Source organism: Stenotrophomonas sp. YJH_SMC_27, from assembly GCF_059369815.1.
In genome coordinates this window covers 14,013-32,603 of record NZ_JCAFTA010000007.1, presented here as the reverse complement: position 1 = coordinate 32,603, position 18,591 = coordinate 14,013, and the positions used below count along the sequence as shown (strand labels likewise).

At 67.0% G+C, this 18,591-nt stretch carries 15 protein-coding genes; 7 read left to right on the top strand and 8 right to left on the bottom strand.

Translation table 11 applies throughout. The features are described from left to right. Positions 1-440: 440 nt before the first annotated feature. From secF to queA, 5 genes are all read right to left on the bottom strand, one after another. Complete coding sequence (secF, locus tag AC5P7R_RS11750; protein ID WP_021202635.1) at positions 441-1,421, bottom strand: protein translocase subunit SecF; 981 nt, start codon at positions 1,419-1,421, stop codon at positions 441-443. Positions 1,422-1,436: 15 nt separating this feature from the next. Further along, the gene (gene secD / locus AC5P7R_RS11745; RefSeq protein WP_058981764.1) at positions 1,437-3,293 is read right to left on the bottom strand and encodes a protein translocase subunit SecD; all 1,857 of its coding nucleotides are present in this window, start codon (positions 3,291-3,293) and stop codon (positions 1,437-1,439) included. A gap of 61 nt (positions 3,294-3,354) precedes the next feature. Continuing rightward, on the bottom strand, positions 3,355-3,699 hold the full coding sequence (yajC, locus tag AC5P7R_RS11740) for a preprotein translocase subunit YajC (protein ID WP_006434333.1): 345 nt from the start codon (positions 3,697-3,699) through the stop codon (positions 3,355-3,357). 132 nt (positions 3,700-3,831) lie between these two features. Continuing rightward, a complete protein-coding gene (gene tgt / locus AC5P7R_RS11735; RefSeq protein ID WP_029379947.1) occupies positions 3,832-4,962 on the bottom strand; it encodes a tRNA guanosine(34) transglycosylase Tgt in 1,131 nt (376 codons plus the stop codon). A gap of 245 nt (positions 4,963-5,207) precedes the next feature. Then, positions 5,208-6,275: a tRNA preQ1(34) S-adenosylmethionine ribosyltransferase-isomerase QueA gene (gene queA, locus AC5P7R_RS11730; protein WP_227843907.1), complete on the bottom strand. Its 1,068-nt coding sequence runs from the start codon at positions 6,273-6,275 to the stop codon at positions 5,208-5,210. 211 nt (positions 6,276-6,486) lie between these two features. Between queA and AC5P7R_RS11725 the strand changes: the two genes are divergently transcribed. Together AC5P7R_RS11725 and AC5P7R_RS11720 are read left to right on the top strand one after the other, a co-directional pair. Then, a complete protein-coding gene (locus AC5P7R_RS11725; protein ID WP_019661257.1) occupies positions 6,487-7,983 on the top strand; it encodes an aminotransferase class III-fold pyridoxal phosphate-dependent enzyme in 1,497 nt (498 codons plus the stop codon). Between the two features lie 183 nt (positions 7,984-8,166). Continuing rightward, a complete protein-coding gene (locus AC5P7R_RS11720) occupies positions 8,167-8,760 on the top strand; it encodes an LOG family protein (RefSeq protein WP_019661256.1) in 594 nt (197 codons plus the stop codon). 20 nt (positions 8,761-8,780) lie between these two features. Here the strand turns inward: AC5P7R_RS11720 and AC5P7R_RS11715 are convergent, their stop codons facing one another. Further along, positions 8,781-11,624, bottom strand: coding sequence for a bifunctional diguanylate cyclase/phosphodiesterase (locus tag AC5P7R_RS11715; protein ID WP_019661255.1), 2,844 nt, complete (start codon positions 11,622-11,624; stop codon positions 8,781-8,783). A 247-nt stretch (positions 11,625-11,871) separates the two neighbouring features. On the opposite strand from AC5P7R_RS11715, the gene AC5P7R_RS11710 reads away from it, so the two are divergent. The 5 genes from AC5P7R_RS11710 (at position 11,872) to AC5P7R_RS11690 (ending at position 16,055) form a co-directional block, all read left to right on the top strand. Next, positions 11,872-12,390: an RNA polymerase sigma factor gene (locus AC5P7R_RS11710; protein ID WP_229301621.1), complete on the top strand. Its 519-nt coding sequence runs from the start codon at positions 11,872-11,874 to the stop codon at positions 12,388-12,390. Then, entirely contained in the window at positions 12,387-13,391 is a 1,005-nt protein-coding gene (locus AC5P7R_RS11705; RefSeq protein WP_478436411.1) for a hypothetical protein, read from the top strand. The genes AC5P7R_RS11710 and AC5P7R_RS11705 overlap by 4 nt, the downstream gene beginning before the upstream one ends. A 40-nt stretch (positions 13,392-13,431) precedes the next feature. Further along, positions 13,432-14,025: an IMPACT family protein gene (locus AC5P7R_RS11700; RefSeq protein WP_053442855.1), complete on the top strand. Its 594-nt coding sequence runs from the start codon at positions 13,432-13,434 to the stop codon at positions 14,023-14,025. Then, complete coding sequence (locus tag AC5P7R_RS11695; protein WP_021202639.1) at positions 14,018-15,790, top strand: ABC transporter transmembrane domain-containing protein; 1,773 nt, start codon at positions 14,018-14,020, stop codon at positions 15,788-15,790. Before AC5P7R_RS11700 ends, AC5P7R_RS11695 begins: the two co-directional genes overlap by 8 nt. 70 nt (positions 15,791-15,860) lie before the next feature. Continuing rightward, positions 15,861-16,055, top strand: coding sequence for a hypothetical protein (locus tag AC5P7R_RS11690; protein ID WP_019661251.1), 195 nt, complete (start codon positions 15,861-15,863; stop codon positions 16,053-16,055). Between the two features lie 230 nt (positions 16,056-16,285). Here the strand turns inward: AC5P7R_RS11690 and AC5P7R_RS11685 are convergent, their stop codons facing one another. Then, the gene (locus tag AC5P7R_RS11685; RefSeq protein WP_111104002.1) at positions 16,286-17,410 is read right to left on the bottom strand and encodes a prephenate dehydrogenase; all 1,125 of its coding nucleotides are present in this window, start codon (positions 17,408-17,410) and stop codon (positions 16,286-16,288) included. Then, complete coding sequence (pdxY, locus tag AC5P7R_RS11680) at positions 17,407-18,315, bottom strand: pyridoxal kinase (protein WP_019661249.1); 909 nt, start codon at positions 18,313-18,315, stop codon at positions 17,407-17,409. Before pdxY ends, AC5P7R_RS11685 begins: the two co-directional genes overlap by 4 nt. Positions 18,316-18,591 lie beyond the last annotated feature (276 nt).

Here is an 18,591-nt window from a genome sequence, read left to right as displayed (position 1 = left end):
ATCTGTCGGAACAGCTCTTGGGGTCAGATCCGTTTTTCGAAGGAAAACGGATCTGACCCCAGAATTGTTTCGATATCTGACAAATGTGTCGACCAAGGTCGACACCTACCCACAGCCGTGGGGATCTGTCAGAGGCGGGGCGGTGTCGGAGTGCGGGGTGTCAGCCGCATGGGCCCGAGGCATGCCTCGGGCGGGTTGGGCAGGACGCCCAACCCCGGCCTTGCCGTGCGCGCAGGACTGCGCGCACGAGCAAGCGGCTGCCAAGCCTACAGGGACGTACTTGCGGCGCCCTCGCACTCCGACACCGCCCCACCAATCCACGGAATGCCCGCTGTTGCTGTTGCTGTTGCTGTTGCCTCTGCAGGTGCAGGGCTGCAAGCCCTGCCAACAAAAAACCCCGCTTGCGCGGGGTTCTCTGCGTGTTGCGTGCAGCGGGACGCTTACGGGCGACGGGCCAAGGCCTCGACGTCCTTCGCCTTCGGCAGCAGGTCCTGCTTGCTGACGCGCAGGAAACCGATCGTCAGCATCGGCACCGCCACCAGGATCGAGGACAGCACCACGATCACTGCACCGATCATGTGCGTCTCGGCCAGGCCTTCCATCGAGCTGCCACCGTACAGGTACAGGGCCAGCGCGGACAGGAAGAACATCACCGCGGTGATCACCGTACGCGACAGCGTCTGGTTGATCGAGCGGTTCAGCACTTCCATCGAGTCCACGCGCAGGCTGCGGAAGTTCTCGCGGACGCGGTCGAAGACCACGATGATGTCGTTGATCGCAAAGCCCATCACCGAGAGCAAGCCGGCCAGCACGGTCAGGTCGAACTCACGGCCCAGCAGGGACACGTAAGCCACCGTCACGATCAGGTCGAACATCGCCACGATGCTGGCGGTGACCGCGAACTTCCATTCGAAGCGCACCGCGATGTAGATCAGGAAGCCGGCCAGCATGAAGATGGTGGCGTACAGGCCATTCATCGCCAGGTCCTTGCCGATCTGCGGGCCGACGAACTCGTTGCGCAGCACGGTGGCCTGGTTGTCAGCCGTGGACAGTGCCTTCACCACGGCAGCGGCAGTGGCCTTGTCCTCGGCAGCGGCATCACCGGTGCCCGGCGCATGCTCGCCGTGCGGCGCCAGGCGGATGAGCAGATCGGTGTTGCCACCGACGCTCTGCACCTGCGCGCCTTCGAAGCCGTTCTGCTCGAGCTTGGTGCGGACCTGCTCGACGTCCACCGCCTTGTCGAAGCGGGCTTCGATCAGGGTGCCGCCGGTGAAGTCCAGTGCGTAGTTGAAGCCCTTGATGCCGATGATGGCGACCGAGGCCAGGAACACCACGATGGTGACTGCCATGGCGACATGGCGCCAGCGCATGAAGTCGATCTTGGTGTCGTTCGGGAGGATGTGCAGCGGAAACAGTTTCATGTGCGTGTCGTCCCGTCAGATGGCCACGTTCTGGAGCTTCTTGCGGCGGCCGTAGATCAGCGTCGCCAGCGCACGCGACACGGTGATCGCGGTGAACATGGAGGCGAAAATACCGATGATCATGGTCAGCGCGAAGCCCTTCAGCGGACCGGTACCGAATGCAAACAGCGCCACACCGACGATCAGGCCGGTCAGGTTGGCGTCGAGGATGGTGCCCGAAGCACGCTCGTAACCGGTCACGATCGCGGTCTTGCCCGGCACGCCGGCACGCAGCTCTTCTCGGATACGCTCGTTGATCAGCACGTTGGCGTCCACCGACAGGCCGACCGACAACGCCAGGCCGGCGAAGCCCGGCAGGGTCATGGTCGCGCCGAACAGCGACATCACCGCCACCACGATCAGCAGGTTGAACAGCATCGCCGCCGACGTGATCACACCGAACATGCGGTAGTAGATGCTGAAGAACACCAGGGTGAACAGGAATGCGAACACGACCGCGCGCATGCCGTTCTTGACGTTCTCGGCGCCCAGGCTCGGGCCGACCACGCGCTCTTCGACGAAGTCCATCGGCGCAGCCAGCGAACCCGACTTCAGCAGCTTGGCCAGGTCCTCGGCTTCCTTCTTCTGCAGGCCGGTGGTCTGGAAGTTCTTGCCGAACACACCATTGATGTTGGCCACCGAGATCACTTCCTCGTTGACCTTGAAGCCACGCACTTCCTGGCCGTCGACGACGGTCACGGTCGGCACGCGCTCGGTGTAAACCACCGCCATCGGCTTGTTCACGTTGGCGCTGGTGAAGTCGAACATGCGCTGGCCGCCGACATTGTTCAGCGTCACGCTGACGGCCGGAGAGCCACTGTTCGGATCGGTCACCGCCTGCGCGCCGACCATCTGGTCACCGGTGACGATCACGCGCTTGTTCAGCAGCACCGGGCCCAGGCCGTCACGACGCTGGTACACCTTCGCCTCCGGCGGGATGCGGCCGGAATTGATGGCGTCCTGCGCATTGCCCTCGACCACCGCGCGGTACTCCAGGGTGGCGGTGGCGCCGATCATGCGCTTGGCTTCGGCGGTGTCCTGCACACCCGGCAGCTGCACGACCACGCGGTCCGCACCCTGCCGCTGGATGATCGGTTCGGCCACGCCCAACTGGTTCACACGGTTGCGCAGGGTGTTGATGTTCTGCTCGATGGCGCCATTGGCGATCTGGGTGATCTCGGTCTCCGGCACGGTGACCGTGATGCGGTTGCCACTGACGTCATAGCCCAGCGTCGGCTGCGCCTTCACCAGGGCGGCGCGCGCACGCTGCGCGGCGTCGTCGCCGGCGGACGGGCTCAGGTTGGCCACGATGCTGTTGTCGGCACGGCGTTCCACCGACTGGTACGGAATGCGGGCGTCGCGCAGCGTGCTGCGCACGTCTTCGGTATAGGCATCCAGGCGCTTGTCGAGGGCAGCCTTCTGGTCGACCTGCAGCACGAAATGCACGCCGCCCTGCAGGTCCAGGCCCAGCACCATCGGGCGACCGCCGAGGTTGGCCAGCCAGTCCGGCACGGTCGAAGCCAGGTTCAGCGCCACGGTGTACTTCTCGCCGACGGTGTCACGCAGGACGTCGCTGGCAGCGGACTGCGACTTCAGGTCCGACAGGCGGACGATCAGGCTTTCCCCTTCCTTTTCGGCACCGATGGTGGCGATGCCGGCCTTTTTCAGGTCGGCCAGCACACGGTCGCGCAGCGCATCGTCGATCTGCCCGCCACGGTTGGCGGTGATCTGGATGGCCGGGTCCTTCTGGTAGATGTTGGGCAGCGCGTACAGCGCGCTGAGCGCCAGTACGATCAGGATGACGACGTACTTCCAGCGTGGAAATTCGAGCATTGCTTGGGTCCCGCGCGGCGCCATCCCCGGCGCCGCGGTTGTGCTTCGGAAAGGGAGTGGCTTACTGGGCCGACTTCAGGGTACCGGCCGGCAGCACGTTGCCGACAGCGCCCTTCTGCACGCGGATGCGCACGTTGTCAGCCACTTCAATGGTGATGAAGTTGTCGCCGATGTCGGTGACGATGCCGGCGATGCCGCCGTTGGTCAGCACTTCATCGCCACGCTTGATCTTCTCCAGCATGGCCTTGTGCTCCTTCTGCCGCTTCATCTGCGGGCGGATCATCAGGAAGTACATGATGGCGATCAGGATGATCGGGAACAGCAGCGTGGTCAGGCCCATGCCCTGCGGTTGGCCGCCGGCGGCCTGGGCGTGGGCGGCGGGAATCAGGAAAGCAAGCAGGTTCATCGTTGGTCCTTTGGTTGGGCGGCGCTCCCGTCCCTTGAGGGGCGGGGGTGTCGACCGCGGATCTGGGTCAGCCTTGAAGTATGCCACGGCCCCGGGCGTTCGTCCTTGGACCGTTTGGCAGGGGCGTCCGGGTTAGAGGGGCGGGGCCACCGCCCCGCGTGCCGCGTAGAAAGACTCACGGAAGGCCAGGAAGGTTCCCGCCTCGATGGCCGCACGGATGTCGGCCATGAGCTTTTCGTAATAGAACAGGTTGTGCAGGGTGCCCAGCATCGGCGCCAGCATCTCGTTGCAGCGGTCCAGGTGGCGCAGGTAGGAACGGGTATAGCCACCGGTGCAGGCCACGCAGCCGCAGCCCGGCTCGATCGGGTCCATGTCGCGCGCGTACTGGGAATTACGGATGCGGACGGTGCCGAACGAGGTGAAATAATGGCCGTTGCGCGCATTGCGGGTCGGCATCACGCAGTCGAACATGTCCACGCCACGTGCGACACCCTCGACCAGGTCCTCCGGCCGTCCCACGCCCATCAGGTAGCGCGGTCGGTCACCCGGCAGCTCCGGGTCCAGGTGGTCGAGCATGGCGTTGCGCTCGTGCTCCGGCTCGCCCACGGCCAGGCCGCCGATGGCATACCCGTCGAAGCCGATCGCCTGCAGGGCCTCGGCCGAGCGGCTGCGCAGGTCGGTGTGCACGCCCCCTTGGACGATGCCGAACAGGGCCGCATCGTTGCCCAGCTCGTCATGCGCGTTGCGGCTGCGCTGGGCCCAGCGCAGGCTCAGCTCCATCGAGCGGCGCGCCACATCCTCGGTGGCCGGATAAGGGGTGCACTCGTCGAAGATCATCACCACGTCCGAATCGAGCACCTTCTGGATCTTCATGCTCTCTTCCGGGCCCAGGAACACGCGGGCACCATCGGTGGGCGAGGCGAAGGTCACGCCCTGCTCGGTGATCTTGCGGCGGTGGGCCAGCGAGAACACCTGGAAACCACCCGAATCGGTCAGGATCGGGCCATCCCAGCGGCAGAAGCCGTGCAGGCCGCCGTGGTCGGCGATGATGTCCAGGCCCGGGCGCAGGTACAGGTGGAAGGTGTTGCCGAGGATGATCTCGGCGCCCAGCGCCCGCACCTGGTCCGGCAGGATGCCCTTGACCGAGCCATAGGTCCCCACCGGCATGAAGGCCGGCGTTTCCACCGTGCCACGCGGGAAGGTCAGGCGGCCACGGCGGGCACGGCCGTCGCGGGTCTGGAGCTGGAACTGCAATCGGGACATGGAGCGGTCATTCGGGCAAATAGTTGCCCATTGTCTCCCAAAACCGCCCTCCCTGCTCCGGTAGCGCCGGGCCATGCCCGGCGGAGCGGTTTGCCCGGGATGGCCGGGGCTACCGGATTCATCACGCATGGTGTGGATCTACCTGGGCAGTAGAGCCACGCCTTGCGTGGCTTTCCTGGTCTCCAGGCACCTGCAAGTGCGCACCAACGGTGCGCAGCCACCACTATCAGGCAGAGGTCAGCCCCCTACCCCGCCTGCGGGAACAGCAGCATCGCGTCGCCGTAGCTGAAGAAGCGGTAGCGCTGCTCGATCGCATGCTGGTAGGCCTCGAACACGCGTTCTTTGCCGGCAAACGCGGAGATCATCATCAGCAGCGTGCTTTCCGGCAGGTGGAAGTTGGTCACCATCGCGTCGACGCTGCGGATGCGGTAGCCCGGGGTGATGAAGATCTGCGTTTCACCGGCAAACGGCAGCAGCTCGCCATCGCGCATCGCGCTTTCCAGCGCGCGTACCACGGTGGTGCCGACGCCGATCACCCGGCCGCCGGCGGCGCGCGTGCGCCGCACCTGCTGCACCAGTTCGGCGCCGACGTTCAGCCACTCGCGGTGCATCACGTGGTCCTTCAGGTCATCGGCGCGCACCGGCTGGAAGGTGCCCGCGCCGACGTGCAGGGTGACATGGCCGAAGTCCACGCCCTTCTCCTTCAGCGCGGCCAGCAGCGGTTCGTCGAAATGCAGGCCGGCGGTCGGTGCCGCCACCGCGCCCACTTCGCGCGCGAACACGGTCTGGTAGCGCTCGCGATCGTCCACGCCCGGCTCACGCTGGATGTACGGCGGCAGCGGCAGGCGGCCAGCGTGCAGCAGCCACTGCTCCAGCGACTCAGGCACGTGGAACTGCAGCACGTAGAACTCGCCGTCGCGACCCAGCACCTCGGCCTCCCCACCGGCATCCAGCGCAATGCGGCTGCCGGCCTTCGGCGACTTGCTGGCGCCGACCTGGGCACGGGCCTGCTGGCCACCGAGCAGGCGCTCGATCAGGATCTCCACGCGGCCGCCGCTGGCCTTCTGCCCGAACAGGCGCGCCGGGATCACGCGGGTGTCGTTGAACACCAGCAGGTCGCCCGGCTGCAGCAGCGACGGCAGGTCGCGCACCTGCAGATCGGTGAAGGGCGCAGGTGCGGCCGGCACCAGCATCAGGCGGCTGGCGGAACGTTCGGCCAAGGGAGCCTGCGCGATCAGTTCAGCCGGCAGGTCGTAGTGGAAATCGGACTTCTTCAAGGCAGTGGGCGGCAACAGGTCGACAATGGCGCGCATTGTACGTCCAGCGTCTGCGAGCCGGCTCGCTTCGCGGCGAACGTCGCGCAAAATGCTGCTATGCAGCAGGTTTCTGCGGGGTTATCGCGCAAAAAAACAAGTGCTAGCATCGAGTTGGAAGTCCGCTGCACGAGCCTGCCCCCAAGCGCGCGTGATGACGCGCGTTTTGCATTTGAAGGCCCGTGCGACCCATCGTTTCAGGAGATCTGCAATGAGCTTCATCGAACGCCTCGCCCCCCTGCGCGCCCAGCCCGGCACCCGCCTCACCTCCGGCCTGGACGACGCCACGCTGACCGCCCTGTCCGCCAACCACCCGCAGCTGATCGCCGCGGTGGACGCCGCCGCCGAGGAATTCGCGCGCGTGCAGGCCGACCTGGGGCCGCTGCTGGCGCAGGACGAACAGGCGCAGATCGACGCGATGCAGGATGGTTTCGTCAACTTCTACGCCGATGACGCGGTGACCCCGTACGTGGCACTGGCTGCGCGCGGCCCGTGGGTGGTCACCCTGAAGGGCGCCGTGCTGTACGACGCTGGCGGCTACGGCATGCTCGGCTTCGGGCACACCCCGGACGCCGTGTTGGAGGCAATGGCCCGCCCGCAGGTGATGGCCAACATCATGACCCCCAGCCTGTCGCAGCAGCGCTTCATCACCGCCCTGCGCGCCGAGATCGGCCATCGCCGTGGCGGCTGCCCATTCGCCCGTTTCATGTGCCTGAATTCCGGCTCCGAAGCGGTCGGCCTGGCCGCGCGCATCGCCGACGTCAACGCCAAGCTGCAGACCGACCCGGGTGCGCGCCACGCTGGCGCTGCGATCAAGCGCGTGGTGGTCAAGGGCAGCTTCCATGGCCGTACCGACCGCCCTGCCCTGTATTCCGATTCCAGCCGCAAGAGCTACATGCAGCACTTGGCCAGCTACCGTGGCGAGGATTCGGTGATCACCGTGGCGCCGTACGATGAGGCCGGCCTGCGCAAGGTGTTCGAGGACGCCGCACGCAACCAGTGGTTCATCGAGGCGGTGTTCCTGGAGCCGGTGATGGGCGAAGGCGACCCGGGCCGCTCGGTGCCGCCGTCGTTCTACGCCGTGGCCCGCGAACTGACCCGTGCGCATGGCAGCCTGCTGCTGCTCGACTCGATCCAGGCCGGCCTGCGCGCGCATGGCGTGCTCTCGGTGGTCGATTACCCGGGCTTCGAAGGCCTGGACCCGCCGGACATGGAAACCTATTCGAAGGCGCTGAACGCCGCGCAGTACCCGCTGTCGGTGCTGGCGGTGACCGAGCATGCCGCGCAGCTGTACCGCAAGGGCATCTACGGCAACACCATGACCAGCAACCCGCGTGCGCTGGACGTGGCCTGCGCCACGCTGGCCCAGCTGACCCCACAGGTGCGCGCCAACATCGCCGAACGTGGCGCCGAAGCCGTACGCAAGCTGGAGCAGCTGAAGAACGAGCTGGGCGGCCTGATCACCAAGGTGCAGGGTACCGGCCTGCTGTTCTCCTGCGAGCTGGCGCCGCAGTTCAAGTGCTACGGCGCCAATTCCACCGAAGAATGGCTGCGCCAGCACGGCATCAACGTGATCCACGGTGGCGAGAACTCGCTGCGCTTCACCCCGCACTTCGGCATGGACAGCGAGGAGCTGGACCTGCTGGTGGGGATGGTCGGCCGTGCCCTGCGTGAAGGCCCGCGCCGCGAACAGGCCGCTGCCGCGTAAGCCTGCTTGGCGTTTGTAGAGTCGAGCCATGCTCGACTCGGCCTTTGCCGCGATCTGAACGAAGAGCAGCCGAGCATGGCTCGGCTCTACAGAAGGGCTCATAATCCAAGGACACCCCGTCCCCGACCGCCCTGCGGTTGGCGACGGGGCGTTTTCGTTTCCGGCCAAGAGACAGGAAGATCCATGAAATCGATCTGTGTGTACTGTGGTTCCAACGCTGGCAGCAAGCCGGCCTACACCGAACGCGCCATTGCCCTGGGCGACCGCATTGCCCGCGACGGCCTGCGCCTGGTGTATGGCGGCGGCAACGTCGGCCTGATGGGAACCGTGGCCAATGCCGTGCTCGCCGCTGGCGGCGAGGTGACCGGCGTGATCCCGCGCCAGCTGGCCGACTGGGAAGTGGCCCACCGCGGCCTGACCGAACTGGAGATCGTCGGTTCGATGCATGAGCGCAAGTCGCGCATGTTCGATCTTGCTGACGGCTTCGTCGCCCTGCCCGGCGGCTTCGGCACCATGGAAGAGATCTTTGAAATGCTGACCTGGCGCCAGCTGGGCATCGGCAACAAGCCGTGCGCCTTCCTCGATGTGGAAGGTTTCTACGCCCCGCTGATCGGCATGATCGATCGCATGGTGGAAGAGCGCTTCCTGCACCCGGACCAGCGCCAGGACCTGTGGTACGGCTCGGACATCGAAGCGATGCTGGAGTGGATGCAGAACTACCAGCCGGCCCAGGCCTCGAAGTGGATCGACGAGAAGCGTCGCGCTGCCCTGCGTTGATGCAGCCGCACGCGGTGGGCTCAGGCCGCCGCGTGCGACCACGGGGCGGGCCGCCCCAACAGGTAGCCCTGGCCGTAGTCGCAACCCAGTTCGCGCAGGGTCTGCCGCTGCGCCTCGGTCTCGATTCCTTCGCCGATGGTTTCGATGCCCAGCGTGCGCGCCAGCGACAGCACGCCCTCGACCAGCGCGCGCGTGCTCTGCACTTCCGGCCCATGCAGGCCAGCGATGAAACTCTGGTCGATCTTCAACGTGCTGATCGGGAAACGGTGCAGGTAGGACAGCGCGGAGAAGCCCGTACCGAAATCGTCCAGCTGCACCTGGATGCCGCGCTCGCGCAGCCCCTGCAGGATGCGCAGGGTGTGCGGGGCATCATCCAGCAGCGCCACCTCGGTTATTTCCAGCCGCAGCCGCTGCGGATCGGCCCCGTATGCGTCCAGCAGGCCGAACAGGCGGCCGCTGAACTCTGCAGAGCGGAAATGCCGCGGTGATACGTTGACCGATACATAGCTGTGCCCGCCTTCGGCGAGGCCAATGATCACCTGTTCGTAGATCAGCCAGTCGACCTGCTCGATCAGGCCGCTTTCCTCGCCCAGCTCCAGGAACGCGCCGGGCAGCAGCAGGCCACGGCGCTCATGCTGCCAGCGCAGCAGCGCCTCGTGGCCGACCACTTCACCGTCGGACAAGCGCACGATCGGCTGGTAGAACGGTACGAAATCGCGGTTGTTGATCGCACGGCGCAGGTCGGCTTCCAGGTCCAGGCTGCGCATGGCTTCTTCGCGCATGTCCTCGTCGAAAATCGCACAGCGGTCATGGCCCTGCGCCTTGGCCCGGTACATGGCCGCATCCGCATCGCGCAGCAGCTCTTCTCCGGTGCGGTAGCGCGGATTCCACAGGGCAATGCCCAGGCTGCCGGACGGAAACAGTTCGCGCCCGGCGATCCACATCGATTCCTGCAACGCCAGCAGCAGCCGCTGGCCGAAATCCAGTGCCTGGGCCAGACCTTGCGGGCATTGCAGCAGCACCGCGAATTCATCACCGCCCAGCCGTGCCACCACGTCGTCGGCGCCGGCCATCGATACGATGCGCTTGGCCACTTCCTCCAGCATGCGATCGCCGGCGGCATGCCCGATGCTGTCGTTGACCAGCTTGAAGCGATCCAGATCGAGGAACAGTACGGCGAACACCGGGCCACCCTCACGCCTGGCCAGCACCAGCGCATCCTGCAGTCGATCCAGCAGGTGCAGGCGATTGGGCAGGCCGGTCAGCGCATCGTGCATGGCCTGATGGGTGAGCCGCTGCTCGGCCCGCAGCCGCTCGCCGATCTGCCCGAGCAGCTTTTCGTTGACCTCGGCCAGCTCGCGGGTACGTTCTTCCACGCGCTTTTCCAGTTCGGCATGCGCCGAACGCAGCCGCTGCTGGTCGCGTTGACGGGCCAGGCCGGTACCGATGTTCTGGGCGACGAAGGTCAGCAGGCGCTGGTCGTGAACGCTGAACGTGCTGTTTTCGCTGTAGCTCTGCACCACGATCGCGCCGACCACTTCGTCGTCGCGCAGCAGCGGCACGCCCAGCCAGCAGTGCGAACGTGCACCGGATTCACGCACCTCGCCACTGGCCAGCAGCGCATCGATCTGCGCGCGCGAGGCCAGCAGCGGGCGCCGGTTGCGCACCACGTATTCGGTCAGGCCCCGGCTGAAGGGCCGTGGCGCGCGGCTGGCATTGTGCTCGTCCACCGAATACACGAAATCCAGGCCGTTGCCGGCCGGGTTGACCAGGGCGATGTAGAAATTGCGCGCGTCGAGCAGGCGCCCGACCACGCCGTGCACCTGCCCGTAGAACTGAGCCAGGCTGTCGGCCGACATCGCCATTTCGGCGATGTTGTACAGGGCGGTCTGCAGCTGTTCGGCACGACGACGCTCGGCTACCTCGTCCTGCAGGCTGTGGTTGGCCCGCTGCAGTTCCTGGGTGCGCCGCGCCACCTGCTGTTCCAACCGGACCTGCGCCTGGCGCCGATCCATCGCGGTCTGCACGTGCTGGGCGACGAAGCCCAGCAGTGCGCGCTCGGCCTCGCCGTAGCGGGCGGCCTGTTCATAGCTCTGAACCACGATGGCCCCGCAGACGCGGCCGTCGCGCAGCATCGGCACGCCCAGCCAGTCCAGGCTTTCGGGACCGCGCTGCGGGTCATGCTCCTGTTCCATCACCTGCGCCAGCAGTTTGCGCGAAGGGCCACTGAGCGGCTTGCCATGGCGCAGCAGCGCCACGGTCAGGCTGCGCGGCATCTCGCTGGCGTCATGGCTCTGCGTGGGATCGGCGACGAAGTCATCGACCTGATCGGCAAAGTACAGGAACCGGATCTGGTCGCGCACATCGTCGTATTCCACGATGTAGCAGTTCTCGGCATACATCAGCGTGCCGAGCACGCCATGCACGTGGCGCAGCATCTCGGGCATTTCCAGATCGGCACCGGCCAGATCGGCAATCTGGAACAGGGCCTGCTGCAGCCGCTCGGCCTCTTCCAGTGCCTTGATCTGGCCGGCTTGGCGGCCGCGCTGCAGCGCCAGTTCCATTGCCTGCCGGGCAACCCCCCACCATGCAGGCGAAGGCGCCGCCCCGGCTACCGACAACAGCAACCGCGCACCGTCGTATTCCCAGCCATGCTGACCCTCGCCGATTCCCGGCTCCGCGGCCACCTGGCCGGCAACTGCTGGCGACGGCCAGCCGCCCTGGCCACGACCGAGCTGCGGGTCGTCCCAGCCAACGCGAACCACGGCCGTTTCCGGCAAAAGCGCATGCAACGCGCGCACCAGCGCCGTGCTCAGCACGGCCTCGTGTGGTGACTCTTCCGCCGGTTCAGCATGCGTGGACAAATGACAATCTCTTGGCGCCGTCTGTGCGTCGCCTCCCCTGAGCCGCCGAGCATAGCGCGCCACCCGGGGGGCAATGGAAGCCCGTAAACCCCGAATCGTGCACCCGTACGTTTTTCCTGCTGTCCGTAGCCCCATCAGAGCCATGACCCTCGCCCTGTCCGCCCCCGCCACCGGCTATGCGCCATCGCCCGCAGGCCTTACCCTGTACGCCGTGGAAGCCAGCGCACTGCCAACCGATGAAGCCTTGATGCTGGCCTGGGCCGGTGGCGACCTGCGCGCCTTCGAAAGCCTGTATGCGCGCCACCGCAAGCGCCTGTTCGGCTTCCTGCTGCGGCAACTGCGCGACAACGCGCTGGCCGAGGAGATCTTCCAGGACGTCTGGCAGCGGGTGATCAGCGCCCGCGCCGGCTGGCAGCCCGAGGCCGCGTTCAGCACCTGGCTGTTCCGCATCGCCCACAACCGCCTGAATGACCATTGGCGTGCCGCCCGTCATCGCCCCGCCGCGCCGGCCGACGCCGATCTGCGCCTGGCCGCGATCGAGGATGGGCAGACCCCGGAGGGCGAGCTATCCGAATTCGAGCAACGTCGCCGCATCCAGCTGGCGATGGAACAACTGCCGCCGGAGCAGCGCGAAGTGCTGCAGCTGCGGCTGGATCAGGAACTGAGCCTGGAGGAGATCGGCCAGATCACCGGCGTAGGCCGGGAAACCGTGAAATCGCGGCTGCGCTATGCGATGGACAAGCTGCGTGCGGGATTGAACGCATGAACCGAGACGAACCACTGACGCCGGAAGAACGCGAGCTGTCCCGGCTGCTCGGCCGTCGCGCCGAACAGGCACCGCCGGCTGAACTGGACACCGCCATTCTGGCCGCGGCCCGTGCCGCCGTGGATGCTCCGCCTGCCGATGCAGTGGCCTCTCCGGAGGCGCCGCGCACGCAGCGCACACGCCCGCGTTGGCCGGCCGTGTTCGGCATCGCCGCCTCGATGGTGTTCGCCATCGGCATCGCCTGGCAGCTGCGTCCGGAACCGCCGCCGATTCCGGCCGGTGAGGCGGCCGTGGCTGCGGCACCGGCTGCGGCAGAAGACAGCGCGGCTGCCGATCAGGCCGCTGGCAACCGCGCAGCCGACAGCGCGTTGGTGGCAGCGGATCCTGCTACTGCGCCCGCAGCACCCGAGGCGGCCCCCGTTGCCGCCGCCCCGGCACCGGCCATCGCGCGGGCGTCCAAGCCCGTTCCGGCCGAACCCGATGAAGCGTCGGCCCAGGCAGCACGATCGATGGCTGCGGATGCGGCCGCCGATGTCTCCTTTGCGGCCCTCCCGCCCGCACCGGCAGCGGCGCCGCCTGCGCCACCTGCGCCACCGGCACCCGCCGCCTACTCGGCACCCACACCGGCACCGGCCCTCGCGCCGGCAGCGTCCGGGGCACTGAAAGCACGCGCGGCCAGCGCACCGGCCGCCAATGCAGCAGAGGTCGAGCGGGCGCAGGCGCTGGATCGGGTGGAGATCACCTCGATGAAGCGTGAGGCTCCCAGCCGTTCCGCACCGGGCATCATGCGCCGCGGCAGCGATGCGCGCCTGAGCGCGGATGCCGTGCAGGCCGAAGTGGACGCCGACGCACGACTGCCGCGCCGGCAGTGGCTGCAGAAAATCCGCACACGACGCGACGACGGCCAGCGCGATCTGGCCCGTGCCAGCCTGGAGCGCTACATGCAGCAGTACCCGGAAGCGCGCCTGCCGCGCGACCTGCGGCCGCTGCTGGACGATTGAAGCGGACGGGAACACCCGGCAACCCCGTAGAATGACGGGAATGCTGAATACCCTCGCCCAGCCGGTCAGCCACACGCTGGAAGTCAAACACAGCCGTTTCATCACCCAGGCCGCGCCCATCGACGGCGCCGCAGCGGCCATGGCGTTCCTGCAGCAGGTCGCGGTGACCGATGCCACCCACAACTGCTGGGCCTACCGGCACGGCCAGGACTATCGTTCCAGCGACGATGGCGAGCCGGCCGGCACGGCTGGACGTCCGATCCTTGCGGCGATCGACGGGCAGGGCTTCGACCGGGTGATGGTGGTGGTGACGCGCTGGTTCGGCGGCATCAAACTCGGCGCCGGTGGCCTGGTACGCGCCTACGGTGGCGCCGCCGCCGAGTGCCTGCGCACCGCCCCGCGCCTGCCGCTGGTGGCGCTGGCCCGGTTGCAGCTGCTGGCTGGCTTTGAGGACCTCGGCACCCTGCACGCCACCCTGCCCGCCTTCAGCGCGGAAAAGCGCGATGAACAGTTCGATGCCAACGGTGTGTGCCTGCGGATCGAACTGCCTGCCGATCAGGTCGACGCATTGAAAATCCGCCTGCGCGACGCCACCCGTGACCGTATCCGCATAGAAGACGACCAGGATGACTGACAAGGACGACGCCCCCGCTTCGACCCCGCCGCTGCGGCGCCTCGGCAGCCTGCGCACGCTGTGGCCATTCGTACGCCGCCACAGCGGGCTGTTCACCGCCTGGCTGCTGGCCCTGGCGGTGTCTTCGGCCGCCACGCTGAGCCTGCCTCCGGCGGTGAAGCAGATGATCGATCATGGTTTCAGCAGCGGCGGCCAGATCAACCGTGCGTTCGCCCTGCTGATGCTGGTGGCGGTAGTGATGGCGTTGGGCACGGCCGCGCGCTTCTACTTCGTGTCGCTGCTTGGCGAGAAAGTCGTGGCCGACCTGCGCAGCCAGCTGTATGCCCACCTGATCCAGCTGGGCGCCGGCTTCCACGACCGCAGCCGCAGCGGAGAGCTGGTTTCGCGCCTGACCGCAGACACCGAACTGCTGCGCAGCGTGGTCGGCTCGACCATGTCGGTGGCTCTGCGCAGCACGGTCACTGTCATCGGCAGCCTGGCGATGCTGTTTGTGACCAGTCCCCGGCTGGCGGCGTGGTCGCTGCTTGGCATCCCACTGGCGGTGCTGCCCATCATCATCGGCGCACGCAAGCTGCGCACCGTCGCACGCAACAGCCAGGACCGCATCGCCGACGCCAACAGCCTGGCCAGTGAGACGCTGGGAGCGGTGCGCACGGTACAGGCACATGCGCGCGAACCCTATGAACGCGGACGCTTTGACAAGGCACTCGGTGATGCCATCGGTGCCGCTCGGCGCCGCATCGGCGCGCAGTCGCTGGTCACCGCCAGCGCCATCCTGCTGGTGTTCGGCGCCATCGTCGGCGTGTTGTGGCTGGGCGCGCACGACGTCATCGACGGCCGCCTCAGCGCCGGCACGCTGGGTCAGTTCGTGCTGTATGCATTGATCGGCGGCGGTTCGGTGGGCGCGCTGGCCGAAGTATGGAATGAGCTGCAGCGCGCCGCCGGCGGCATGGGCCGCATCGGCGAGCTGCTGCAGGAAGACATCGAGATCCGCGCGCCGGCCCAGCCGCACGCGTTGCCGCAACCGCTGCGTGGCGAGATACGATTCGACGACGTGGTGTTCCACTACCCGCAGCGACCAGACCAGGCCGCACTGGACCACTTCAACCTGCATGTGCGCCCCGGCGAGACCGTAGCGCTGGTGGGTCCGTCAGGTGCGGGCAAGAGCACGGTGCTTTCGATGCTGCTGCGCTTCCATGACCCAGCCAGCGGCCACATCGACGTGGACGGCATCGACGTGCGCCAGGTCGACCCGGCCGAGCTGCGCGCGCAGCTGGCGCTGGTGCCGCAGCAGCCGACGCTGTTCGCGGCCAGTGCACGCGACAACATCCGCTATGGCCGCCTGCAGGCCAGCGACGCGGAAGTCGAGGATGCCGCGCGTGCCGCCGAGGCCGATGCTTTCCTGCGCGCGTTGCCGCAGGGCTATGACAGCGAGCTGGGTGAGCGCGGTGCCCGCCTTTCCGGTGGCCAGCAGCAGCGTGTGGCGATTGCCCGCGCGCTGCTGAAGGATGCGCCGATCCTGCTGCTGGATGAAGCCACCAGCGCGCTGGATGCACAGAGCGAACACAGCGTGCAGCAGGCATTGGAACGGTTGATGGCGGGTCGCACCACGCTGGTCATCGCCCACCGCCTGGCCACCGTGCTCAAGGCCGACCGCATCGTGGTGATGGACCAGGGCCGCATCGTCGCCGAGGGCACGCATGCACAGCTGCTGGCCGAAGACGGACTGTACGCTGAACTGGCACGCCTGCAGTTCATCGATTGATGACATCCGGCTAACATCGGCGCGGCCAAGCTGGCCGCGCAACAGCAGCATCCGCTGAAGGAGGTGCACGATGTCGTTCCGTCAGTTCCCCGCCGTCGACAGCAACGGCGAAAGCCACATCATCATCGAGTTCAAGCCCGAAGCGAGTGGCAGCGGGCACCACTCCGAAGCTACGCCACGCTATGAGCTGGATGACGGGCGCCAGCTGGTGCGCAATGGCCGCGAATTCACAACAAGCGGCGGTGAGCTGAGGCTGACGATCTGAGGCTCGCCAGGCATGCCCGGCGCTACCGGATTTCATTCCGCCCCGCTCTGGTGGGTGTCGACCTTGGTCGACATGCTTTTTGCCAAAGGCGGTCGAGCATGGCTCGACGCTACAAAAAAGCATGGTCAATTTTTCACCAGGCATCTTGACAGCCTTGGCTGCCAAGGGCTGCGCGCGGTTATCCACACCTTTGCTCATAAACCATCCACACCACCTGTGGATGAATGTGCTCAGCCCAGCACCCGTCCGATGCCGCTGGCGTCCACCTCGGCCGCTGCCCGACGGATCGCCGTCGGATCACTGCCGGCCACGAATCCGATACGGAAATGCACCTCGCCCCCGGGCGTGCGTGAGGAATGGATCGAGGCCAGGCTGATGCGGTGCTGCTCGAACACGTTCAACAGTTCACGCAGCGAGCCCGGCCGGTCCTCCGGCAAATGCACCGACAGCGCGTTGCGCTCGGTGAGGTCCGCCAACAGGTAACCCACGCGTTCGAACGTGTAGTTGCCGTCAGCCAGTTCCTGCTCGCCGAAGGCATTGCGATTGGCCAACAACAGCTGCTCACGGAATGCACTGCGTGCAGTGTCGTCGCCCTGCCCGACCTGGGCCTGCAGGGCCTGCAGCTGGCCGACCAAGCGCTCCAGCATCGGCGCCACGTACGGGTTGCCGAACTGGATGTCCTCGTAGATCGCGGGGTTCAGCGACAGGATGCGCGAGATGATCGCCGTATCCAGTTCGAACGATGCCGACCGGTACGGCATCATCGCGGCCAGGTCGCCCAGCTGCGGCTGGTACTGGCGCAGCACGCCGGCCTGGGCCAGGTGGGTGGCATGCACCATCGCCTGCACCAGCGCCATCATCTGGTCGTGATGCTGCGGCGTGGCGCGCACGCACTCAGCCTGCAACGCCGTGCACAGCGTATCAACCCACGGTTGCCAGTGCCGCAGCCGCGCTTCGCAGACCACCATCACCCGGCCCTTCAGGGTCGGCGCCTTGGGCGGCGCGGTCATCGGGTGCAGGCCGACCACTTCGGCTTGAGAGGCCAACATCGCCTGCACCGGCGCTTCTTTTACCGAGGTCACGTCCAGCCACAGCCGGTCCTGCTCGCGGCCGGCCGACTGCTGCACGTACGCGGCAATCAGAGCCGGCGTATGCCGGATCGGTGCCGAGAACACCAACACGTCAGCCTGCGCCAGCAGCTGTTCCGGCGTATGCGAGTCCGGATCGGCCGGATCGTGGCCGATCACCTGCAGCTGCATGTGCTGCTGGAAGAAGCGGGTCAGCCAGCGCCCGTAGGCGCCGGCACTGCCGATGATGCCGACCGTGCGCGGCGTGCGTGGGTCCAGGCCGCTCATGCCACGCGTTCGGCGCGGAAGCGCGTTCCTTCGGCCAGCGCCGCCGGCGCTGCAGCAATCACGTCGAACTCTTCGAAGCCGTTGTCGAGGGTCGCCTCCAGCGCCGCATGGGTGCCGGCAATCGCGCGCGAGATAGCTTGCTGCATCGATTCGCCGCGCAGCAGGAACGACACCACCAGCGACATCAGCACATCACCGGTGCCTGCCACGTCCACTGGCAGCAACGGCGAGGTCCAGCGCCAGGTTTCCTCGCGGCCAACGGCCAGGGTTACCAGTTCACCCGGGGTGCCGCCCACGCTGTGCGCGATCACCCAATGCGGGCCGCGATCCAGCAGCGTGCGCGCGGCGGCGATGGCATCGGCCTCGGCCAGCGCTGGCATGCCGGTCAGGCGATTGAGTTCAAAGGCGTTCGGGGTCACCAGCCAGGCATGGGGCAGCAGGCGCTCGGCGAAGATCGCTTCCAGGCCCGGTTCCACGTACGGGCCGGTGTGGGTGTCACCGATCACCGGGTCCAGGCAATAACGCAGTTGCGGGCAGCCCGGCAGGATCGCGTCCAGCCAGTCGGCGAAGGCGGCACCGTTGGCGGTGCTGCCGAAGTAGCCGGACACCAGCATCTTCGCGCGTTGCGGCAGGCCGCGCTCGTGGCTGCCGAGCAGCAGGTCGGCGAACCAGTCGGCCGGCAGCACGCGGCCACGCGTGGTGTCGTAGAACGGCGCGTTGCTGAGCAGCACCGTCGGAATGCTTGCCACACGCACGCCCAGCGCGCGCATCGGCGGGATTGCCGCGCTGTTGCCGGCATGACCGTAGACGAGTTGCGACTGGACCGAGATGACATCGATCGGCGACGGACCGTCGGGCCGCTGGCGGCGGCCGTGGACCAGGTGGTTATCAAGGGATTCGCTCATGGCCGCATTCTACGCCCAAGGGGGTTTTCGGCAGGGCTTGCAGCCCTGCACCTGCCGAAGCTGCAAGCAACGGCAACGGCAACGGCAACGGCAAAAGCGAGCTATCCGTGGGGTGGCGGGGCGGTGTCGGAGTGCGGGGACGCCGCAAGTACGTCCGTGTAGGCTTGGCAGCCGCATCCATGCGGCTGACACCCCGCACTCCGACACCGCCCCGCCTTCGACAGGTTCACGCGGCTGTTGGTAACTGCGGCTGTTGGTGGGTGTCGACCTTGGTCG